General features: G+C 66.6%; 12 protein-coding genes and 1 tRNA gene. 10 read left to right on the top strand and 3 right to left on the bottom strand.

Going from position 1 to position 16,326, the window contains the following annotated elements:
- Positions 1–394 precede the first annotated feature (394 nt).
- The 5 genes from WBL05_RS09210 (at position 395) to WBL05_RS09190 (ending at position 8,731) form a co-directional block, all read left to right on the top strand.
- Positions 395–985, top strand: a complete 591-nt coding sequence (locus WBL05_RS09210; RefSeq protein ID WP_424225400.1) for a TetR/AcrR family transcriptional regulator — start codon at positions 395–397, stop codon at positions 983–985.
- 2 nt (positions 986–987) lie between these two features.
- Complete coding sequence (locus WBL05_RS09205; protein WP_424225399.1) at positions 988–4,224, top strand: ATP-binding cassette domain-containing protein; 3,237 nt, start codon at positions 988–990, stop codon at positions 4,222–4,224.
- A gap of 100 nt (positions 4,225–4,324) precedes the next feature.
- Positions 4,325–6,292, top strand: a complete 1,968-nt coding sequence (locus WBL05_RS09200; protein ID WP_424225398.1) for an FAD-dependent oxidoreductase — start codon at positions 4,325–4,327, stop codon at positions 6,290–6,292.
- 112 nt (positions 6,293–6,404) lie between these two features.
- Positions 6,405–7,076 (top strand): alpha/beta family hydrolase, encoded by a 672-nt coding sequence (locus WBL05_RS09195; protein WP_424225397.1) that lies wholly within the window; start codon positions 6,405–6,407, stop codon positions 7,074–7,076.
- A gap of 269 nt (positions 7,077–7,345) precedes the next feature.
- The gene (locus WBL05_RS09190) at positions 7,346–8,731 is read left to right on the top strand and encodes a hypothetical protein (protein ID WP_424225396.1); all 1,386 of its coding nucleotides are present in this window, start codon (positions 7,346–7,348) and stop codon (positions 8,729–8,731) included.
- A gap of 412 nt (positions 8,732–9,143) precedes the next feature.
- Here WBL05_RS09190 and WBL05_RS09185 read toward each other — a convergent pair whose 3' ends face one another.
- From WBL05_RS09185 to WBL05_RS09175, 3 genes are all read right to left on the bottom strand, one after another.
- Complete coding sequence (locus tag WBL05_RS09185; RefSeq protein WP_424225395.1) at positions 9,144–9,764, bottom strand: hypothetical protein; 621 nt, start codon at positions 9,762–9,764, stop codon at positions 9,144–9,146.
- 135 nt (positions 9,765–9,899) lie between these two features.
- Positions 9,900–9,975: transfer RNA gene (locus tag WBL05_RS09180), tRNA-Lys, on the bottom strand.
- A 34-nt stretch (positions 9,976–10,009) separates the two neighbouring features.
- Positions 10,010–10,741 (bottom strand): trimeric intracellular cation channel family protein, encoded by a 732-nt coding sequence (locus WBL05_RS09175; protein WP_424225394.1) that lies wholly within the window; start codon positions 10,739–10,741, stop codon positions 10,010–10,012.
- A gap of 116 nt (positions 10,742–10,857) precedes the next feature.
- On the opposite strand from WBL05_RS09175, the gene WBL05_RS09170 reads away from it, so the two are divergent.
- The 5 genes from WBL05_RS09170 to lanM all read left to right on the top strand — a co-directional run.
- A complete protein-coding gene (locus tag WBL05_RS09170; protein ID WP_424225393.1) occupies positions 10,858–11,538 on the top strand; it encodes a hypothetical protein in 681 nt (226 codons plus the stop codon).
- Positions 11,539–11,774: 236 nt separating this feature from the next.
- Entirely contained in the window at positions 11,775–13,406 is a 1,632-nt protein-coding gene (locus tag WBL05_RS09165; RefSeq protein ID WP_424225392.1) for an SH3 domain-containing protein, read from the top strand.
- Positions 13,407–13,582: 176 nt separating this feature from the next.
- On the top strand, positions 13,583–13,939 hold the full coding sequence (locus WBL05_RS09160) for a RidA family protein (protein WP_424225391.1): 357 nt from the start codon (positions 13,583–13,585) through the stop codon (positions 13,937–13,939).
- A gap of 92 nt (positions 13,940–14,031) precedes the next feature.
- Entirely contained in the window at positions 14,032–14,370 is a 339-nt protein-coding gene (locus WBL05_RS09155; RefSeq protein ID WP_424225390.1) for an NHLP leader peptide family RiPP precursor, read from the top strand.
- Positions 14,304–16,326, top strand: a 2,023-nt coding sequence (lanM, locus tag WBL05_RS09150; protein WP_424225389.1) for a type 2 lanthipeptide synthetase LanM, incomplete at its 3' end; no start/stop codon positions are given. The genes WBL05_RS09155 and lanM, both read left to right, overlap by 67 nt.

Here is a 16,326-nt window from a genome sequence, read left to right as displayed (position 1 = left end):
GGTTGGGGCTGGCCGAACCGCTGCGGGCCGGGCGGCGACTGGCCGGCTTGAGCCGGGCCGGGCTGTGCCGGCAAGGACTGATGCCCGTACGAGGGCGGAGCCACGAACTGCGGCTGGCCGAACTGACTGGGCGGCTGCCCGCCCACTGACCCCCGGAGGGGTTGCTGCTCTGACATGGTCGCTCCTTCGATGCGATGCCTCGACGCCATTGCGGTGTCGATGAGCCAGAAGCTAGATGGCGGCACTGACATTCTCTTGGCGAGTGTCGGCGGGTCGGCTTGACAGACGCTGAAGGACAGCCAGGTGAGTCGGCTCTTGCGTGCCGGAATAAAGTGAATCTGCGTTCAGGTTCGTCCTGGGCGGGCATTGCCCTTGACAGGAGGAAGACAGCAGGATGACAACAGATCGGCTGATCCGCGCGGACGCCGCCCGCAACCGGGAGCGGATCCTGGACACCGCCCGATCCCGGATCACCGTCCACGGCCCGGACGTCAGCATGGTCGACATCGCCGCGGCCGCCGGTGTCGCGGTGGGCACCCTTTACCGGCACTTCCCCACCAAGACCGATCTGGTGGCGGCAATCGTCTCCGAGCACCTCGACAAGCTGGCCGGCCTGGTGGAGAAGTCCGTCACCCGCGTCGAGTCCGGGCTTGCCGAGGCCGACGACGAACTGCTCCACCTGTTGCTAACCGTCCTCGACGGCGCCGCCGACAACCGCGCCCTCCGGGCGGCCGCCCTCACCCTGCCCGAGCAGCCCGCCTACTCCCAGTCGGTGCTGCGAGCCTTCTCCGCCCTGAACCAACTGGTCGCCGCCGGCCGCGCTGCCGGACGGCTGCGTCCCGACCTCACCGCCGACGACGTGGTGCTGCTGGCCTGCACCGGCCCATTCGACCAACCTGCGCAGGCCAGGGAACGGTGGCTGGATCTGGTCCGGCCCGGGCTGCTGGCCCAACCCGCCCATTCCGCCCCGGCGCAGAAAGCCTGAGCATGCTGCAACTCACCAACGTCAGCAAGTCATACACCACCGGGGACTTCACCCAGAAGGCCCTCGACGACGTCTCGATCGCCTTCCGCGACAACGAGTTCGTCGCGATCCTCGGACCCTCCGGGTCGGGCAAGACCACCATGCTGAACATCGTCGGCGGGCTCGACCACTACGACTCCGGCGACCTTGTCATTGACGAGGTCTCGACCCGGAAGTACACCGACCGCGACTGGGACACCTACCGCAACAACCGGATCGGCTTCGTCTTCCAGAGCTACAACCTGATTCCGCACCAGACCGTGCTGGCCAATGTCGAGTTGGCGTTGACCCTGTCGGGGGTTTCGCCGAAGGAACGGCGGGCGCGGTCGATCGCCGCGTTGCAGGAGGTGGGGCTGGGCGACCACATCCACAAGCGCCCCAGCCAGTTGTCCGGCGGCCAGATGCAGCGGGTGGCGATCGCCCGGGCACTGATCAACGACCCCGAGATCCTGCTGGCCGACGAACCGACCGGCGCGCTCGACTCGGCGACCAGCCTGCAGATCATGGCGCTGCTGACCGAGATCGCCGAGGACCGCCTGGTGGTCATGGTCACCCACAACCCCGAACTCGCCGAGGAGTACGCCAACCGCGTGGTCAACCTGCGCGACGGCCAGGTGGTGGCCGACACCAACCCGTTCGACCCCGCTGCTGATGACCTGCACCCGAGCGCCAAGCAGGTCCGGCGGACGTCGATGTCGTTCTTCACCGCTCTTGCGCTTTCCTTCAACAACCTGATGACCAAGAAGGGCCGCACGCTGATGACCTCGTTCGCGGGGAGCATCGGCATCATGGGGATCGCCGCCATCCTGGCCTTGGCCACCGGGGTGAACGACTACGTCAAGGGCATCGAGGAGGACACCCTCTCGGTTTATCCGCTCACGATCCAGAGCCAGGGCTTCGACACCACCGCCATGCTCGCGATGTCGGCCGAGATGGGGGACGACTTCGCCGGTGACGCGTCCGACCAGGATGGCGGCGACGTCCACGAGATCCAGGCGATCAACCGGATGTTCTCCAGCATCGGGTCGAACGACCTGGTGGCACTCAAGCAGTACATCGAGGACAACGGCGCAGACATCGATGACTACGTGAACCTGATCGAGTACTCCTACAACGTGACCCCACAGATCTTCAGCGCCGACACCGGCGACGGCGTCCGGCAGGTCAACCCGGACTCGAGTTTCTCAGCCCTGGGGTTCGGGTCCGGCTCGACCACCAACACGATGATGGCCGCCCAGATGAGCACGAACGTCTTTCACGAGCTGATGGGCGACACCTCACTCATCGAGCCGCAGTACGACGTGGTCGCCGGCAGCTGGCCGACCAGCCACGACGAGGTCGTCCTGGTGTTGACCGAGAGCGGCGGGGTCAGCGACCTGGTGCTCTACGCCATGGGCCTGCGTGATCCGGCCGAACTGGACGCGATGGTGCAGCAGATGGTCAACGAGGAGGAGATCGTCGCACCGACCGACACGTTGTCACTGAGCTACGAGGAGATACTGGACGTCTCGTTCAAGCTGGTGAACTCGGCCGACTTCTTCAGCTACGACCAGACCTACGGCGTCTGGACCGACAAGAGCGGCGATGCCGAGCATCTGGCTGGGTTGGTCGAATCCGGTGAAGACCTGCACGTTTCCGGCATCGTGCGACCGAACGGCAGCACCCGGGCGTCCGCGCTGACCCCGGGCATCTACTACACCCCGGCACTGACCAGCCACCTCATCGAGCAGGCCGCCCAGACCGAGGTGGTGCAGCAGCAGTTGGCCGACCCGGCCATGAACGTGTTCTCCGGTCGGACCTTCGCCGATGAGGCAGCGAACCCGCAGGGCAACGAATTCGACCTCAGCTCGCTGATCACCGTCGACGAGGACGCGATCGCGGCCGCGTTCACCTTCGACGAGTCGGCGCTGGCGATGGACCTGTCCGGTCTCAGCCTCGACCTGTCGGCGTTGAACCTGGACGCCTCGGCGATGAACCTGGACATGTCGGCCTTCGAGCTCGACCTGTCGGCGCTCGAGATCGATCCGGCCGCGCTGCCCGAACTCGACCTGATCGAGATCGTGGGGCAACTCGACTTCAGCCTTGACGACGTGGACACCGACTTGGCCCATCAGGTCGCCGCTGGCCTTGTCAGCGGGTACGTCGAGTTCGCCACCTCGGACGGCCTCGAGGTCACCGACGTGGTGGCCAACTTCCCGCTCTTCCTCGAATCGGAGGAAGGTCAGGCGCTGGTCGAGCAGGCAGAGGGGATCATCGACCTCGACGCGCTGACGGCCCAACTGCAGACCGTGATGTCCGACTACCTGCAGCAGACGATGACCGTCCTGATGAGGCAGGTGTCCGAGGAGATCGGCACCGCCATCCACACCCAGATCGGTACCGCGCTGCAGACCCAGATCGGCATCGCACTCGAGGCGCAGCTCGGCGCCGCCATGAACGCGGCGATGAGTCAGCTCGCCAGCAACATGTCCGGCGCCATGGGTATCGACCAGGCAGCGTTCATGAACGCCTTCCAGTTCAACATGGACGAGGAAGAACTGACCGAGGTGCTGATGTCGATGATGAGCACCGGGCAGACCTCCTTCGACACCAACCTGGCCCGGCTCGGTTACGCCGAACCCGACAAGCCCTACAGCATCGACATCTACCCACGGGACTTCGAGAGCAAGGCGCAGGTCATCCAGATCCTGGACGACTACAACGATCGAATGCAGGCTGAGGGCAACGACGACAAGGTGATCACCTACACCGACATCGTCGGCACGCTGATGGCCTCGGTGACCGACATCATCAACGTCGTCAGTTACGTCCTGGTGGCCTTCGTGTCGATCTCGCTGGTGGTCTCGTCCATCATGATCGGCGTCATCACCTACATCTCGGTGCTGGAGCGTAGGAAGGAGATCGGCATCCTGCGCTCAATCGGCGCCAGCAAGCGTGACATCCGCCGGGTGTTCAACGCCGAGACCCTCATCGTCGGGTTCGTGGCCGGCCTGGTGGGCATCGCCGTGACGGCGCTGCTGACCCTGCCGACCAACGCGATCGTCGAATCGCGGTTCAACATCGCCAACGTCGCCCAGCTGCCGTGGCAGGCGGCCGGGATCCTGGTGCTGATCAGCATGGGCCTGACCTTCCTGGCGGGGCTGATCCCCTCCTCGGCGGCGTCTCGCAAGGACCCGGTGGAGGCCCTGCGCAGCGAATGACCCGTCGGGTCTTCGCGCGCCCAGCGGCCGGGCCGTGGGCGGCCTAGCCTTGATGGTGACCCGATGATGTGCGCTGCTCAGCCGACCCAAGGAAGCGACGATGAGTGCATTCGAACACCTGCTGCAGCCGATCAAGATCGGCAACCTCGAACTGAAGAACCGGCTACTCATGACTCCGATGGGCACCGAACTGGGCACCCAGAACGGGCATTCGACCCCGGCTGAAGCCGCCTACTACGCCGAACGCGCCAAGGGCGGCACCGGCCTGGTGATGACCGGCATCAACTTCGTCTCCGGCATCTTCGACCCGATCGCCCCTGGCCTGGCCAGGATCGACACCGACGCCCACACCCCCGGCATCAAGGCGATCGCCGACGCGGTGCACGCCGCCGGCGGGGTGCTGGCCCTGCAGTTGACGATGGGGCTGGGACGCAACAACCAGTACTGCCAGACACTGAACATGGAGCCCCGGTCGGCGTCGGACAACACCTGGTTCTTCGACCCGAGCGTGCGCTGCAAGCCGCTGGAAATCGAGGAGATCCAGCGGATCGTCGCCGACACCGGGGACGCCGCCCGCCGCGCCTACCACGCCGGCGTCGACGTGATCGACATCCACGGCCACACCGGGTACCTGGTCGACCAGTTCATGAGCTCGTGCTGGAACCGCCGCACCGACCAGTACGGCGGCAGCACCGAGAACCGCTGCCGGTTCCCGTCCGAACTCATCGCGGCGATCAAGCAGAACGCACCGGGACTGCCTGTCAGCTTCCGGATCTCGGTGAACCACCGCTTCGCCGGTGGCCGCACCTGGCAGGAGACCCAGGAGATCGTCCAGCACCTGGAACGCGCCGGCATCGACCTGCTGATCTGCGACGACGGCTCCTACGAGGCGATGGACTACGTCTTCCCGCCCTACTACCTGGGCGACGACTGCATGGTGTCGGCGGCCGAGGCGGTGAAACCCGTGGTGAGCATCCCGGTGGCGGCGTGCGGCAACATCACCGTCGACAACGGCGAGCGGATCCTGGCCCGCGGTGCAGCCGACATGATCGGCGTCGGGCGCGGCCTGATCGCCGATCCGCACATCATCCGCAAGATCGAGGCCGGTCAGCCCGACCGGATCCGGCCCTGCATCCGCTGCAACCAGCTCTGCACGGGCAACGCGTTCAACGGCAAGCCGATCGGTTGCGCGGTCAATCCGGAGGTGGCCCGGGAAGCCGAACGTGTCATCACGCCGACCGACTCGCCCAGGAAGATCGCCATCGTGGGCGCCGGCCCCGCCGGGCTGGAGGCAGCCCGGGTGGCTGGGCTGCGCGGCCACACCGTCGACGTCTACGACAAGGAGGACCGCATCGGAGGCGTCCTGTTCCCGGCCGCGACGCCCGACTTCAAGCGCGAACTGCGGAAGATGATCGACTGGTGGGATGGCGAGTTGGCGCTGCTGCCGAACGTCAGCATCCACCTGGGCACCGAGATCACCGCCGACTCGGCGGAGTTGGACGACGCCGACGAGGTCATCGTGGCCGCGGGTTCGCTGCCGGTGCACCCGCCGATCCGGGGCATCGACTCACCGATCGTGATGGAGGTGATCGACGCCCACACCGGCGAGCGCCGGCCCGGCAAACGGGTCATCATCTGCGGCGGCGGCCTGTCGGGTGCCGACCTCGGCCTCGAGCTGGCCCAGGACGGGCATGAGGTGACCATCGTCGAGATGCTGGACGAGATCGCCCGCGACATGCTCTTTCTGAACCGGGTCTCGCTGCTGCGGTCGCTGGCCGAGCACAACGTGCAGATCCTGACCAGCCACAAGGTGGTCGAGATCACCGACACCGGGGTGGTCGTAGAGGGCCCGGACGGCGAGAAATCGCTCGCCGCCGACACCGTGGTGGCCGCCTTCGGGGTGCGGCCGGCGCAGGCGCTTACCGAGGAACTGACCAAGGTGAGTGCCGGGGCGCCGTTCGCTGCCCGGACGCCAGAGCGGCGGGTGCACCCGGTGGGTGACTGCGTGGCACCGCGCAAGGTCGGCGACGCGATCAACGACGCCTACGAGCTGGCGTTCAGCATCTGAGCGCCGGTCGGCGTCGGCGCATGGCCCGGGGTCGGACGTAGTGGGTGCACCGGGTCGCGCAGACCAGCAGTTTCTGCACCCAATCCAGAAGCCTGAGCCGGATAATCGCCGCATGACGACCAGCGCCACCCTTGAAGTTGACACCGATCAGGGCCCGGGCCGGCTGCACCTGGCCATCCCGGACGCAGTCCGCGGCGCGATCGTGCTCGGCGGGGGTGCGTCCGGTCAGGTGGCGACAGTCGACCTCACTGCACTGGCCGATCACCTGCCCGACCAGGGCTGGGTGGTCGCCCGCTACGAGCTGCCGTGGCGGGTGGCGGGACGCAGCGTCGGCCCAAGGCCGCCGGGCTCGGACCCACTGTGGCAGGCAGGTGTAGAGGTCGTGCGAGAGCGCTGGCCAGGTGTGCCCATGGTTACCGGTGGACGCAGCGCCGGCGCACGCATCGCCTGTCGGACCTGGGCGCCATGGGGGGCCGGCATCGTGGCGCTCAGCTTTCCGCTGCACGCACCGGGCAGACCAACCCCAACCCGGCTTGCGGAGCTGCAACCGGTAGGCGTCCCGGTGCTGCTGGTCTCGGGAGACCGGGACCCGTACGGAAGCCCCGACGAGTTGACGAACGCGGTGTCCGCCCCACAGGCCGGACAGCGGCAACTGGTCATCATCCCCGGCGCCACCCACTCGTTCCCGGTGCGCACCGTGCCTGCAGTGCTGGCAGCCGTGGCTGGTTTCCTGACGCTAGCGCTCCAGTCCAACGCCGATGAGCTGGCTGACCCGAGCCGGTAAGCGAGCGCCCCGAAGAGTCGGGGCGTTCCCCCACTGCTCGGGGCGATGAACTCGGTCGGGAAGCCGCGAGGTGTCGCCGAGTGTGCCGCTGGTCACTGGTGGACGCAGCGCCGGTACGCGTCGCCAGTGCTCAGGCCTGACCGCGACTGACCAGGATGGGTCACCCGCGCAATGAGAGATGAGGGTGTTACCGTCCTCTTGACGTTGGGAATGCGGCCTGACGTGCCAGTTCGCTGGCCCACCTGCCATGCCGACTTCGGGAGCAAGCGATGGATGACGAGATTCAGTTGATCAGCGACGGTGACGGCTTGGCGGTGATCGGTGACCCAGCAGCGGTCGAACGGTTTCTGTCCTCGGAAGGGCTGCCATCCAAGAATCTCGACTTGCACCGGCTCAGGTCTGCCGCTGGGCAGGCGGGTGAAGGCATCAGGGCCGGTTCTGAGATCGTCGCAAACTCCGGGCGTTGGGTGAAGATGACCAAGGAGTCGGCGCATCTCGTTGAAAAGTACGGGCTGATGAAGAGCAGTGACTCGGGGCTGAGCCTGGGAGTGGTGTACGCGAGGGGCCAAGCTAAAGGAATCAAGGGGATCGTTCAGTTTGAGAACGTTCCGCGCACACTGGTCGCCAATCTCGCTAACCCGGCCGTTCTGGCGGGTGCCGCGGGGCTCATGGCGCAGGTCGCGATGCAGCAAACCATCGCCGAAATTGTGGATTATCTCGCCAGGATCGACGAGAAAGTCGATGATGTCCTGCGCACCCAGAAGGACTCGGTCCTGGCCGACATGATCGGCGTGGGTCTGGTCGTTGACGAGGCCATGATCATCCGGCAGCAGGTGGGACGCGTGTCCGATGTCGCATGGTCAAAGGTTCAAGCCACCTCTGCGACGATCGCTCGGACCCAGGCGTACGCCCTCCGGCAGCTCGATGCGTTGGTCGAGAAGATGGACCGCAAGAGCCAGGTGGGCGACCTCGCCAAGGCAGCCAGGGAGGCCGAGGCCAAGGCGCAAGAATGGCTCGTCGTGCTGGCTCGCTGCTTCCAGTTGCTGGATGCTGTCGCGGTACTGGAACTCGACCGCGTCTTGGAGGCTGCTCCCGAGGAGTTGGACCGGCATCGGCGGGCCCTCAGGATCACTAGGCAGAACCGGCTTGAGCTCATCTCGCGGAGCACACTGCAGTTGGTGGCTCGCCTGGAGGTCGCCGCGGAGACGGCGAACACAAGAGTGCTGCTTCACCCTATCGTGGCTCGAGAGATCGTCGCGTCAAGCAACAATGTGGCGGCCAACGTCGTCGACTTCCATGGCCGACTCGGAATCGAACGCCATCAGCAGTCGTGGGACGTCAAAACATGGCTGGACGCCGTGGGCGAGGTGAGGGATCAGGTCCGGGATAGCGCATCAGGAGGGCTGGAGAGCGCTAAACGGTTTGGCGAGGAGACCTACTCGCGGGCCTCCGACGTCTTTCGTCGGGTCGACCTCGACGGTGACGGCATCCCTGACAAGCCTCGAGCCCTCGTTGCGATCGACGACGCTGGCTCAACAGTCAAGGGCACAGCCTTGGGGGCGGTTGAGGCTGTCGGGAGTCTGTTCCGACGGAAGCGAGGGATAGGTGGCTCCGCGGAGCAATCGGAACCGGAATCGCCACCCCTCGAGAGCTGAACGGCTGGTTTGGCGGACCAGAACGACTTCCTCACCCGGACGCTCCCAGCCCAGTCCATCAATGTGGCGCGCACGCGCCGCTCGCGACGGCGATACGGCCCGTTCTGGATCAGGAGCATCACCCCAACGACTGGAACTTCGCCACGCATATCAGGACGAACACGCCCGATGCGCTGTGAACTCCCGAGTTGGAGTCGGAGGCCGGCGCTCCGCCCGGCGGCAAGCCAAAGCGATAGCCAGCAGCCCGCTGCCACCCAGATAGCCGAACACCTCGAAGATGGCTCCAACTTTCGGCCTAGCCCATTGACGAGCCACGGAACGCACGCCAGGATCGGTCGCAGTGGGAATCAAGGGCGCGGCACGCCCTTACCGCACACGTAAGCAGGTTCTGAGCGAGCTCAGCGGGATGGCTTCAGCTATCCTCGTGCTGGGCGGCCGTGGTGTGCGATCCTTCCTCATGGACCGGTGTGTTGTGTTGGACGGTCTTCTTCGTGATATGAGCCACCGGCCCCCAGCCGACTAGTTCTGCTCTCACTTCGTATGTCGTTGACTCGCTCGGAGCCAAGAACGACATCTCGATCGCGCCATCATCCGAGTGGGTAACGGAGAGCTTGATCAGATCGGCGGGCAGGCCGAAACCCCGGTACATCTGGATGCGACCACGGCAGAGATGTTCAACCTCTTGCTCAGTCAGCGTTCGATCATAGGGCTGCCTACGTGGAGATCGCTCGCGCATCCGTCTCTTGACGTAGTCGTACACCACACTGGCCGCGATCGAGGTCCCCAAGCTCAACAGGATCTCCGCCATCGCAGACGCGGCGCCCCAATCCTGTTCGAACTCATGGCGTTCGACGGCGAACAAACCGTGGTCGCTGCCATCGAGGCGGCTGAGATGCCTCAGCTCATGGCTCAATGAGTCCAGATCGCTGTGCGACATGAGACCTTCGGCGAGTATCTGATGGTCGCCTGGCGGGCTGCCCATCACGCCTCCATAGCGGATGGCGACCATCACCGGGATCATGTTCTCGTCCATGAAAGGCACCATACATTTTCACTCTGACAAGCAGCATTCTGTTGGTCACAGACCTTATCACCCGCAGATCGCCCTCTCTGCGCACGTGGCCGGCCCAGCTGCGTGAGATGGGTGCCAGTCTCCCTAGGGATAATGTGGTGCGCCCACAGGGGATCGAACCCTGGACCCGAGGATTAAAAGTCCCCTGCTCTACCGACTGAGCTATAGGCGCGTCGGTGCGAGTCTAGCGAATGCAGTCGGCCGGTCTACTTCGACTCCTCGTCGTTGTCGGACACCTGCCCGGCGTCCTCGTCCTGCGAATCACGACCCTCACCAGGGGGCCGAGGACGGAAGAACGGCAGCGACCACTCCGGGGCTTTGGGCAGTTGCCAGCCGAATTGCCTGGACAGGATCCCGAGAACCAGACAGGTGACGATCGACATCCCCATGCCGAGGTCGCTCATGCCTGCCTCGGTCAGCAGCCAAGCCTGAACCGCGCCAACCACGGCGAGGGTTGCGTACAGCGTGTTGCCACCGAAGATCGCGGGGATGCGACCTACCAGGACGTCCCGGGTCATACCGCCACCGACCGCGGTGATCACCCCGAGCAGCAGCGACGGCAGCACCCCGAGGCCGTAGCCAAGCGCCTTGATCGTCCCAGTCGCCGTCCAGCAGCCAACCGCCAGCATGTCGGCGATCGTCAGAGCCCAGTTCAGCCACTTGCTGCGCAGTGGCACCAGGTAGGCGACCAGCGCGGCACTGAAGGCACCGCTCAGATAGGCGGGGTCAGTCAAAGCCACCGGGTGAACCGTCAGCATCAGGTCACGGATGATGCCGCCGCCCAGCCCGCTCAGCATCGCCAGCACCAGGAAGCCAACCAGGTCGAACCGCATCCTTCGCGCCACGATGCCGCCCAGCAAACCATTGCCTACCACGCCCAGCACATCCACGGCGCGGAACAGCGTGGGCGCATCGAAAACGCCGCCGATCTCGTCCATCACGCCTCCCAGGGCGAAACGCCTGCCATCCGCAACTGCGAGCATAAACCTGACCCGCGTGATGGCACCCGGTCGGCAGCGCGCTCGGCAGCTCCTTGCGGCTACCGTTGCTTGCCATGAGTCCCGAAGTCATCGTGGCGTTGATCCTGGTGGTCGGTATCGCGCTGGTCATCGCCGCGACGCTCGTCGACCGCCGTAACGCGCTGCGCGCCGCCGCCGAGCAGCAGGGCCAGTCCGTCGACGACGCCGGCGTCCGGCCAGCGCTGGAGGTCCCCATCGGACCTCCCGCCTACATCACCACCGACCAACTGCTCGACCAGGCGCCGCCGGCCGCCAGGTTCAGCCCGGAGGAGGAGCGGGCGCTGGCGGCGCAGCTCGCCGCATCCTCGACAACGAAGGTGGCCTGCCGGCTGGCCGCACCGACGCTGGCCACCCACACCGGCGCCCGGGCGATCCTCGACCAGCCGGCCGTGCTGGTCTGTGCCGACACCATCAACCAGTTCCGGGAACTCACCGCCCTGCTGGCCGCGGCGTCCGCCGACCGGGTGCCGATCGTGATCGCAGCCCCGACGATCGACGCCGAGACCCTGCAGACCGTGATCGCCAACAAGCTCGCGCGCACCGTGGCGGTAGCGGTCGTCCTCGGCGGCGACCAGTCGCTGACCGAGTTGGCTGCCGCCGTCGGCAGCCCCGTCCATACCCTGGCCGACCGGCAATCGGGGGCCGCCGGGCTGCGTGGCCTGGGGCGTCCTACCCGCGTGCTGGCCGACCCGGACGCAACCTGGGTCATCGCCTGATCCTGGCGATAAGGCATGAACCTCAACTTTCGGTTGAGACGAGCCTGTTTTCTCATAACTCCTAGTCACCTGCGAAAGCGAAGACTGGGTGGACGCTGAGCCGGGTGTCATCGGCGTGTCCATTGACTTAGGTTCTGCCGCGTGGGCGTGACGCGGGCGTGATCCGGGGTCGTTCCTGGGTCGGGGAAGACGTCCGCTCCCGCCGAAATCCCACACCTTTGGCGAAGGGGCGAGCGATGAGCCGTCTTGGCAAGAGAACCCGCAACGCACTGACGGGGTTGGTCGCGGTGAGCGCGTTGGCGTCCAGTGCCGTGCTGCTCCCACAGTTCGCATCGGCCAACCTGAGCACCGCCCAGGCAACGACCGCCCTCAACGTCCGCCAGGACCCGAACACCTCGGCGCGTATCCTGGGCGTCCTGTCGGCCGGTGAGCAGGTCGAAAGGCGTGGCGACCCGCGTGGCGAGTGGACGCCGGTGCGGTACCGAGGGCAGGACGCGTGGGTGTTCTCCGCCTATATCGCGTTCGGTGACCTCGGCGCCGCCCCCGAAGGCACCGCGACCGCCACTACCGTGGTCAACGTCCGCAGCGGTTCCAGCACCCTGAGCCCGGTGATCGGGGTGCTGCGCGTCGGCGAGCAGGTCGCTGTCACCGGTGCAGCCAAGGGCGGCTGGGTGCCGGTCGGCTACTGGGGGCGTCCGGGCTACGTCTACGCCGCGTACCTGAAGTTCAACTCGTCGACCGTCAATCCGCCGGTCGCGAACCCCGTGGAGGAGCCCGAGGCGGACAATGAACCGGCCGGCACCGGCGGGTCAGAGATCACCGGGTCCGGCAGCGCCCGCACCGCGCTGAACGTGCGCAGCGGTCCGAGCACCGGCGACCGGGTCGTGGGGGTGCTCGCGGTCGGCGAGCGGGTCGACCTGCGCGGTGAGGCCCGCGATGGCTGGACGCCGATCTTCTACTGGGGTCAGCATGGCTGGGTCGCATCGCAATACCTGAACACCAACGCCGCGACGCCGGCGGAGCCGGAGACCGAGGAACCCTCCGGGGGGTCGGGTGAGGCGTCCACCGCGTACACCACCAGCCCGCTCAACCTGCGCACCGGCCCGTCCACCAGCCACCAGGTGGTTCGGGTGCTGCCGATCAACACCCAGGTATCGCTGACCGGCCTCACCCAGGACGGCTTCGCCCAGGTCGACGACAACGGCCAACTGCGCTGGGTGTCCACCGACTACCTGGCATCCGAGGTCACCACGACCTCGAAGGCGTACACCACCACAGCGGTCAACCTGCGTACCGGCCCATCGACGAACTACCGCATCATCCGGGTGCTGTCGGTGAACACCGAGGTCTCGCTCACCGGCGTCACCCAGGACGGCTTCAGCCAGGTCAACGATGGCGGTGAGTTGCGGTGGATCTCCACCACCTACCTGTCCGACTCCCCGGTCTCCACCAGCCCGGGTTCGGTGCAGGGCCCCAACGCCCCGGCCCCGGACGGCAGCCACTCGCTGACCTTCGGTGGTTCGTCCGGCCTGACCCAGTTGCGGGAGTCGACCAAGCAGGTGGTCTACGCGGTGCGCGAGAACTACCCGCAGATCCACACCATGTATGGGTACCGGCAAGATCCGCTGCCCGACCATCCCAGCGGACGCGCGGTCGACATCATGATGCCGAACGGCGCCAACGACGTGGCCCTGGGCGACGACATCGCGGCCTTCCTGCAGCGTAACGCCAACTCATTGAACATCGAGTACCTGATCTGGCGACAACGCATCTGGATCAACGGCCAGAGCGGCTGGACCTGGATGGCCGACCGCGGCGGTATCACGGCCAACCACTACGACCACATCCACGTGACCGTCTACAACTGACCCGTGGGGACGCCCGCCCCGCGTCCCCGGCAAGAACCCAGCCAACCGGCGTCCGAGCAATCGAGCGCCGGTTGTGCTGTGCTCGGGCGCCCCACGCGAGCACTGCATCACGACGAAAGGGGTAACAGATGGCCAAGAGGCAAGCAGGTACCAACGTTTCCACCGAAAGGACCGTCATGTCCGTCTCACCTGACCACCCCTACAGCCCCGCCAAGCCGGCCGGCAACCACATCTACGTCTCCGGCGCCTTGTCGGTGGACAAGGACTACCAGCCGGTTGGCGGTCGGCGCGAAGCACTGGACGCCGCGCTCGATCGGATGACCGAGCGCCTGGCCACCGTCGGGGGCCGGGTGGAGCAACTGGTGAAGCTGGTCTACTACGTCACCGACGTCTCCCTGCGCGAGGAGGCGAACCAGCAGTTCGAGGATCGGCTCTCGGCCGCTCGGCCAGCCCGGACCTTCGTCGGGGTGCCAGATCTGCCCTACGGCGCATCAGTGGAGATCGACGCCATCGCCTACGTCGAAGAGGGCTGAGCCGCGTCGTCCTGACCCCTGTACAAAACGATCTTCACAGGGCAGGATAGGTCGGATTACCCCCAGAGCAGACGTCCCCCGAAGGAGGCGTTATGACCGAACAGACGATCACCACCCTGCCCGCGGAAGTCAACGAACGAGTAATGCGGGACAAGGCCCTCCGCAAGCGGTTGCTCGAGAATCCGCACGAGACACTGCGCGCGGATTTCGGGATCGGCATTCCCGAGGACCTCCGGATAGAGGTGCATGAGGAAACCTCCGACGTCATCCACCTAGTGATCCCCGGCGCCGTGAAGCGGCCGCGCATCCAGGACATCGAACTGGAGGACGTGGCGATGATCCGCCCCCGAGGCAAGAAGACTGAATGCTGCACGTGCGGCATGAGCACCTCGCAGAGCGCGGTATCGGTGCAGAAGGGGTGTGGTTGCTGACCTCGACGCGGTCCGTCCCCGCCCCCGCAATCGCCCACCTGGCGGTGCTGCTCGAGCCCGCGGATCGATGGGATCCTCCGCCCGAGCCAGTGGCCTTCGAGGAGTTCACCAGACCTTGGCGCGCGGTTGCCCGCCGCGACGTCGCCGCGCGGCTCGGGGACCGGTGGACGCATCGCCTCGCCGCCGAGGCCAGGCTGGGCCTGGAACGGCTGCTGACCAGCCGGCTTTCCGACGCCCTCAGCCTGGTGCTGTTCTCGGAGTACACCGCCTTCCGCGCCAGCCACAGCACGCCCTGGGATCGGCTGGTCGCGGCCGCCGGGGGCGGCACCGAGCGTCGGCTCTATGACGCCTTCGTGGCGGCATCGGCAGATGGCGGACTGGCCGAGGTGCTGCGGCACTACCCCGTGCTGGACGAGCTGGCCAGCACGCTCACCCGGCAATGGGTGGACGCCACAGTCGAACTCGTCGAGCGACTCGACCGGGACCAGACCGCCGTGTCGACGACGTTCGGTGCAGGTGGGCCGCTGGGCCGGGTGTGCCGGGTCGAGTCGGGGCTGTCCGACCCCCACCACGGGGGCCGAACCGTGGCCATCCTCACCTTCGAATCCGGCGTCCGAGTGGTCTACAAACCCAAGGACTTGGGCACCGAGCAGGTCTTCGCCAGGTTGTTGGCCTGGCTGGATGCCACCGGCGAGGTGCCGCTGGCGCTGCGGGCGCCGACCGTGCTGGTTCGCGACGGCTACGGCTGGGCCGAGTACCTGGATCGGCAGCCGTGCGCCGACGAGGCCGCCCTGGGCAGGTACTACTACCGCGCCGGTGTGCTGGCCTGCCTGGTCTACGTGCTGGCCGGGTCCGACTGCCACCGCGAGAACCTGCTCGCCCACGGCGAGTACCCGGTGCTGGTGGACGTGGAGTGCCTGTTCGGGCACCGAGTCGTGATGCCGGACGCCGCCAGCGTTCACCAGATGGCGCTTGATGAGATGCGCGCTGGAGTGCTCGGCACCGGCCTGCTGCCCAGCTGGCAGGTCGACGAGGACGACGCCAGGTCGAGCGCCCGCGACATCAGCGGGCTGCACGTGCCGTTGCCCGAGGAACTGGTGGAACACGCCCGCCGCTGGGAACACATCAACACCGACGCCATGGCACTTCGAGTCGGTCCGATCGAGTTCGAGGCGTCCCAGCACGTGCCGTTCGTCGTCGGTCAGGAGCCGGGGCGGGCGTTGGTGGCCCATGCCGATGAGCTGACCGAGGGCTTCGCGTCCTGTTATCGCGCCCTGCTGCACCATCGCGCTGAACTGCTGGCGCCGGCCGGGCCGATCGCGGCCTTCGGAGGACGTCCGGTGCGCTTCCTGTTCCGCAACACTCGGGTCTACGGATCGGTGCTGCACCAACTGCTGCACCCGGAGTTCCTGCGCCACGAAGAGGCGCGCTCAACCGAGCTGGCGCGGCTTACCGACATCCTGGTCGCGCAGGGTGCACTCGGGGCCTGGGGGCCGCTGATCGACTCCGAGGTGACGGCGATCAGGCGGGGCGACGTGCCGCACTTCAACGCGCTGCCCGGCTCTGACGTCCTGTCGCTGGACGACGGGACGCCCCTACCAGGGGTCCTGCGCGAACCTTCGCTGCAGTTGGTGACCGGGCGCATTGCTGGGCTCGACGAGTTCGACCTCAGCCAGCAGCTCGGCTTCATCGCCGGCTCGCTGCACTCCGAGTCCGCGCGCCAGGAGGCCCCATCCGCCATTTCACCGACGACCTCGGGGTCCTGTCCGGTGCCGCACGGTTCGGATGTCTCGCTGGTCGCGGCCGCGCAGGCGATCGCCCGGGACGTGGTCGAGTTCGGGGTTCGCGGCGATCGGTCGGTGACGTGGATCGCGCCGCAGTACCTGCCACGACTGGACCGGTATCAGTTGCAGCCGGTCGGCTACGACCTGCACAGCGGCAGTTGTGGGCCGGCGC

This window comes from Brooklawnia sp. (assembly GCF_049651565.1).
Lineage (GTDB): Bacteria > Actinomycetota > Actinomycetes > Propionibacteriales > Propionibacteriaceae > Brooklawnia.
The sequence above is the reverse complement of the archived record's forward strand: the minus strand, read 5'-3'. Positions and strand labels throughout refer to the sequence as shown.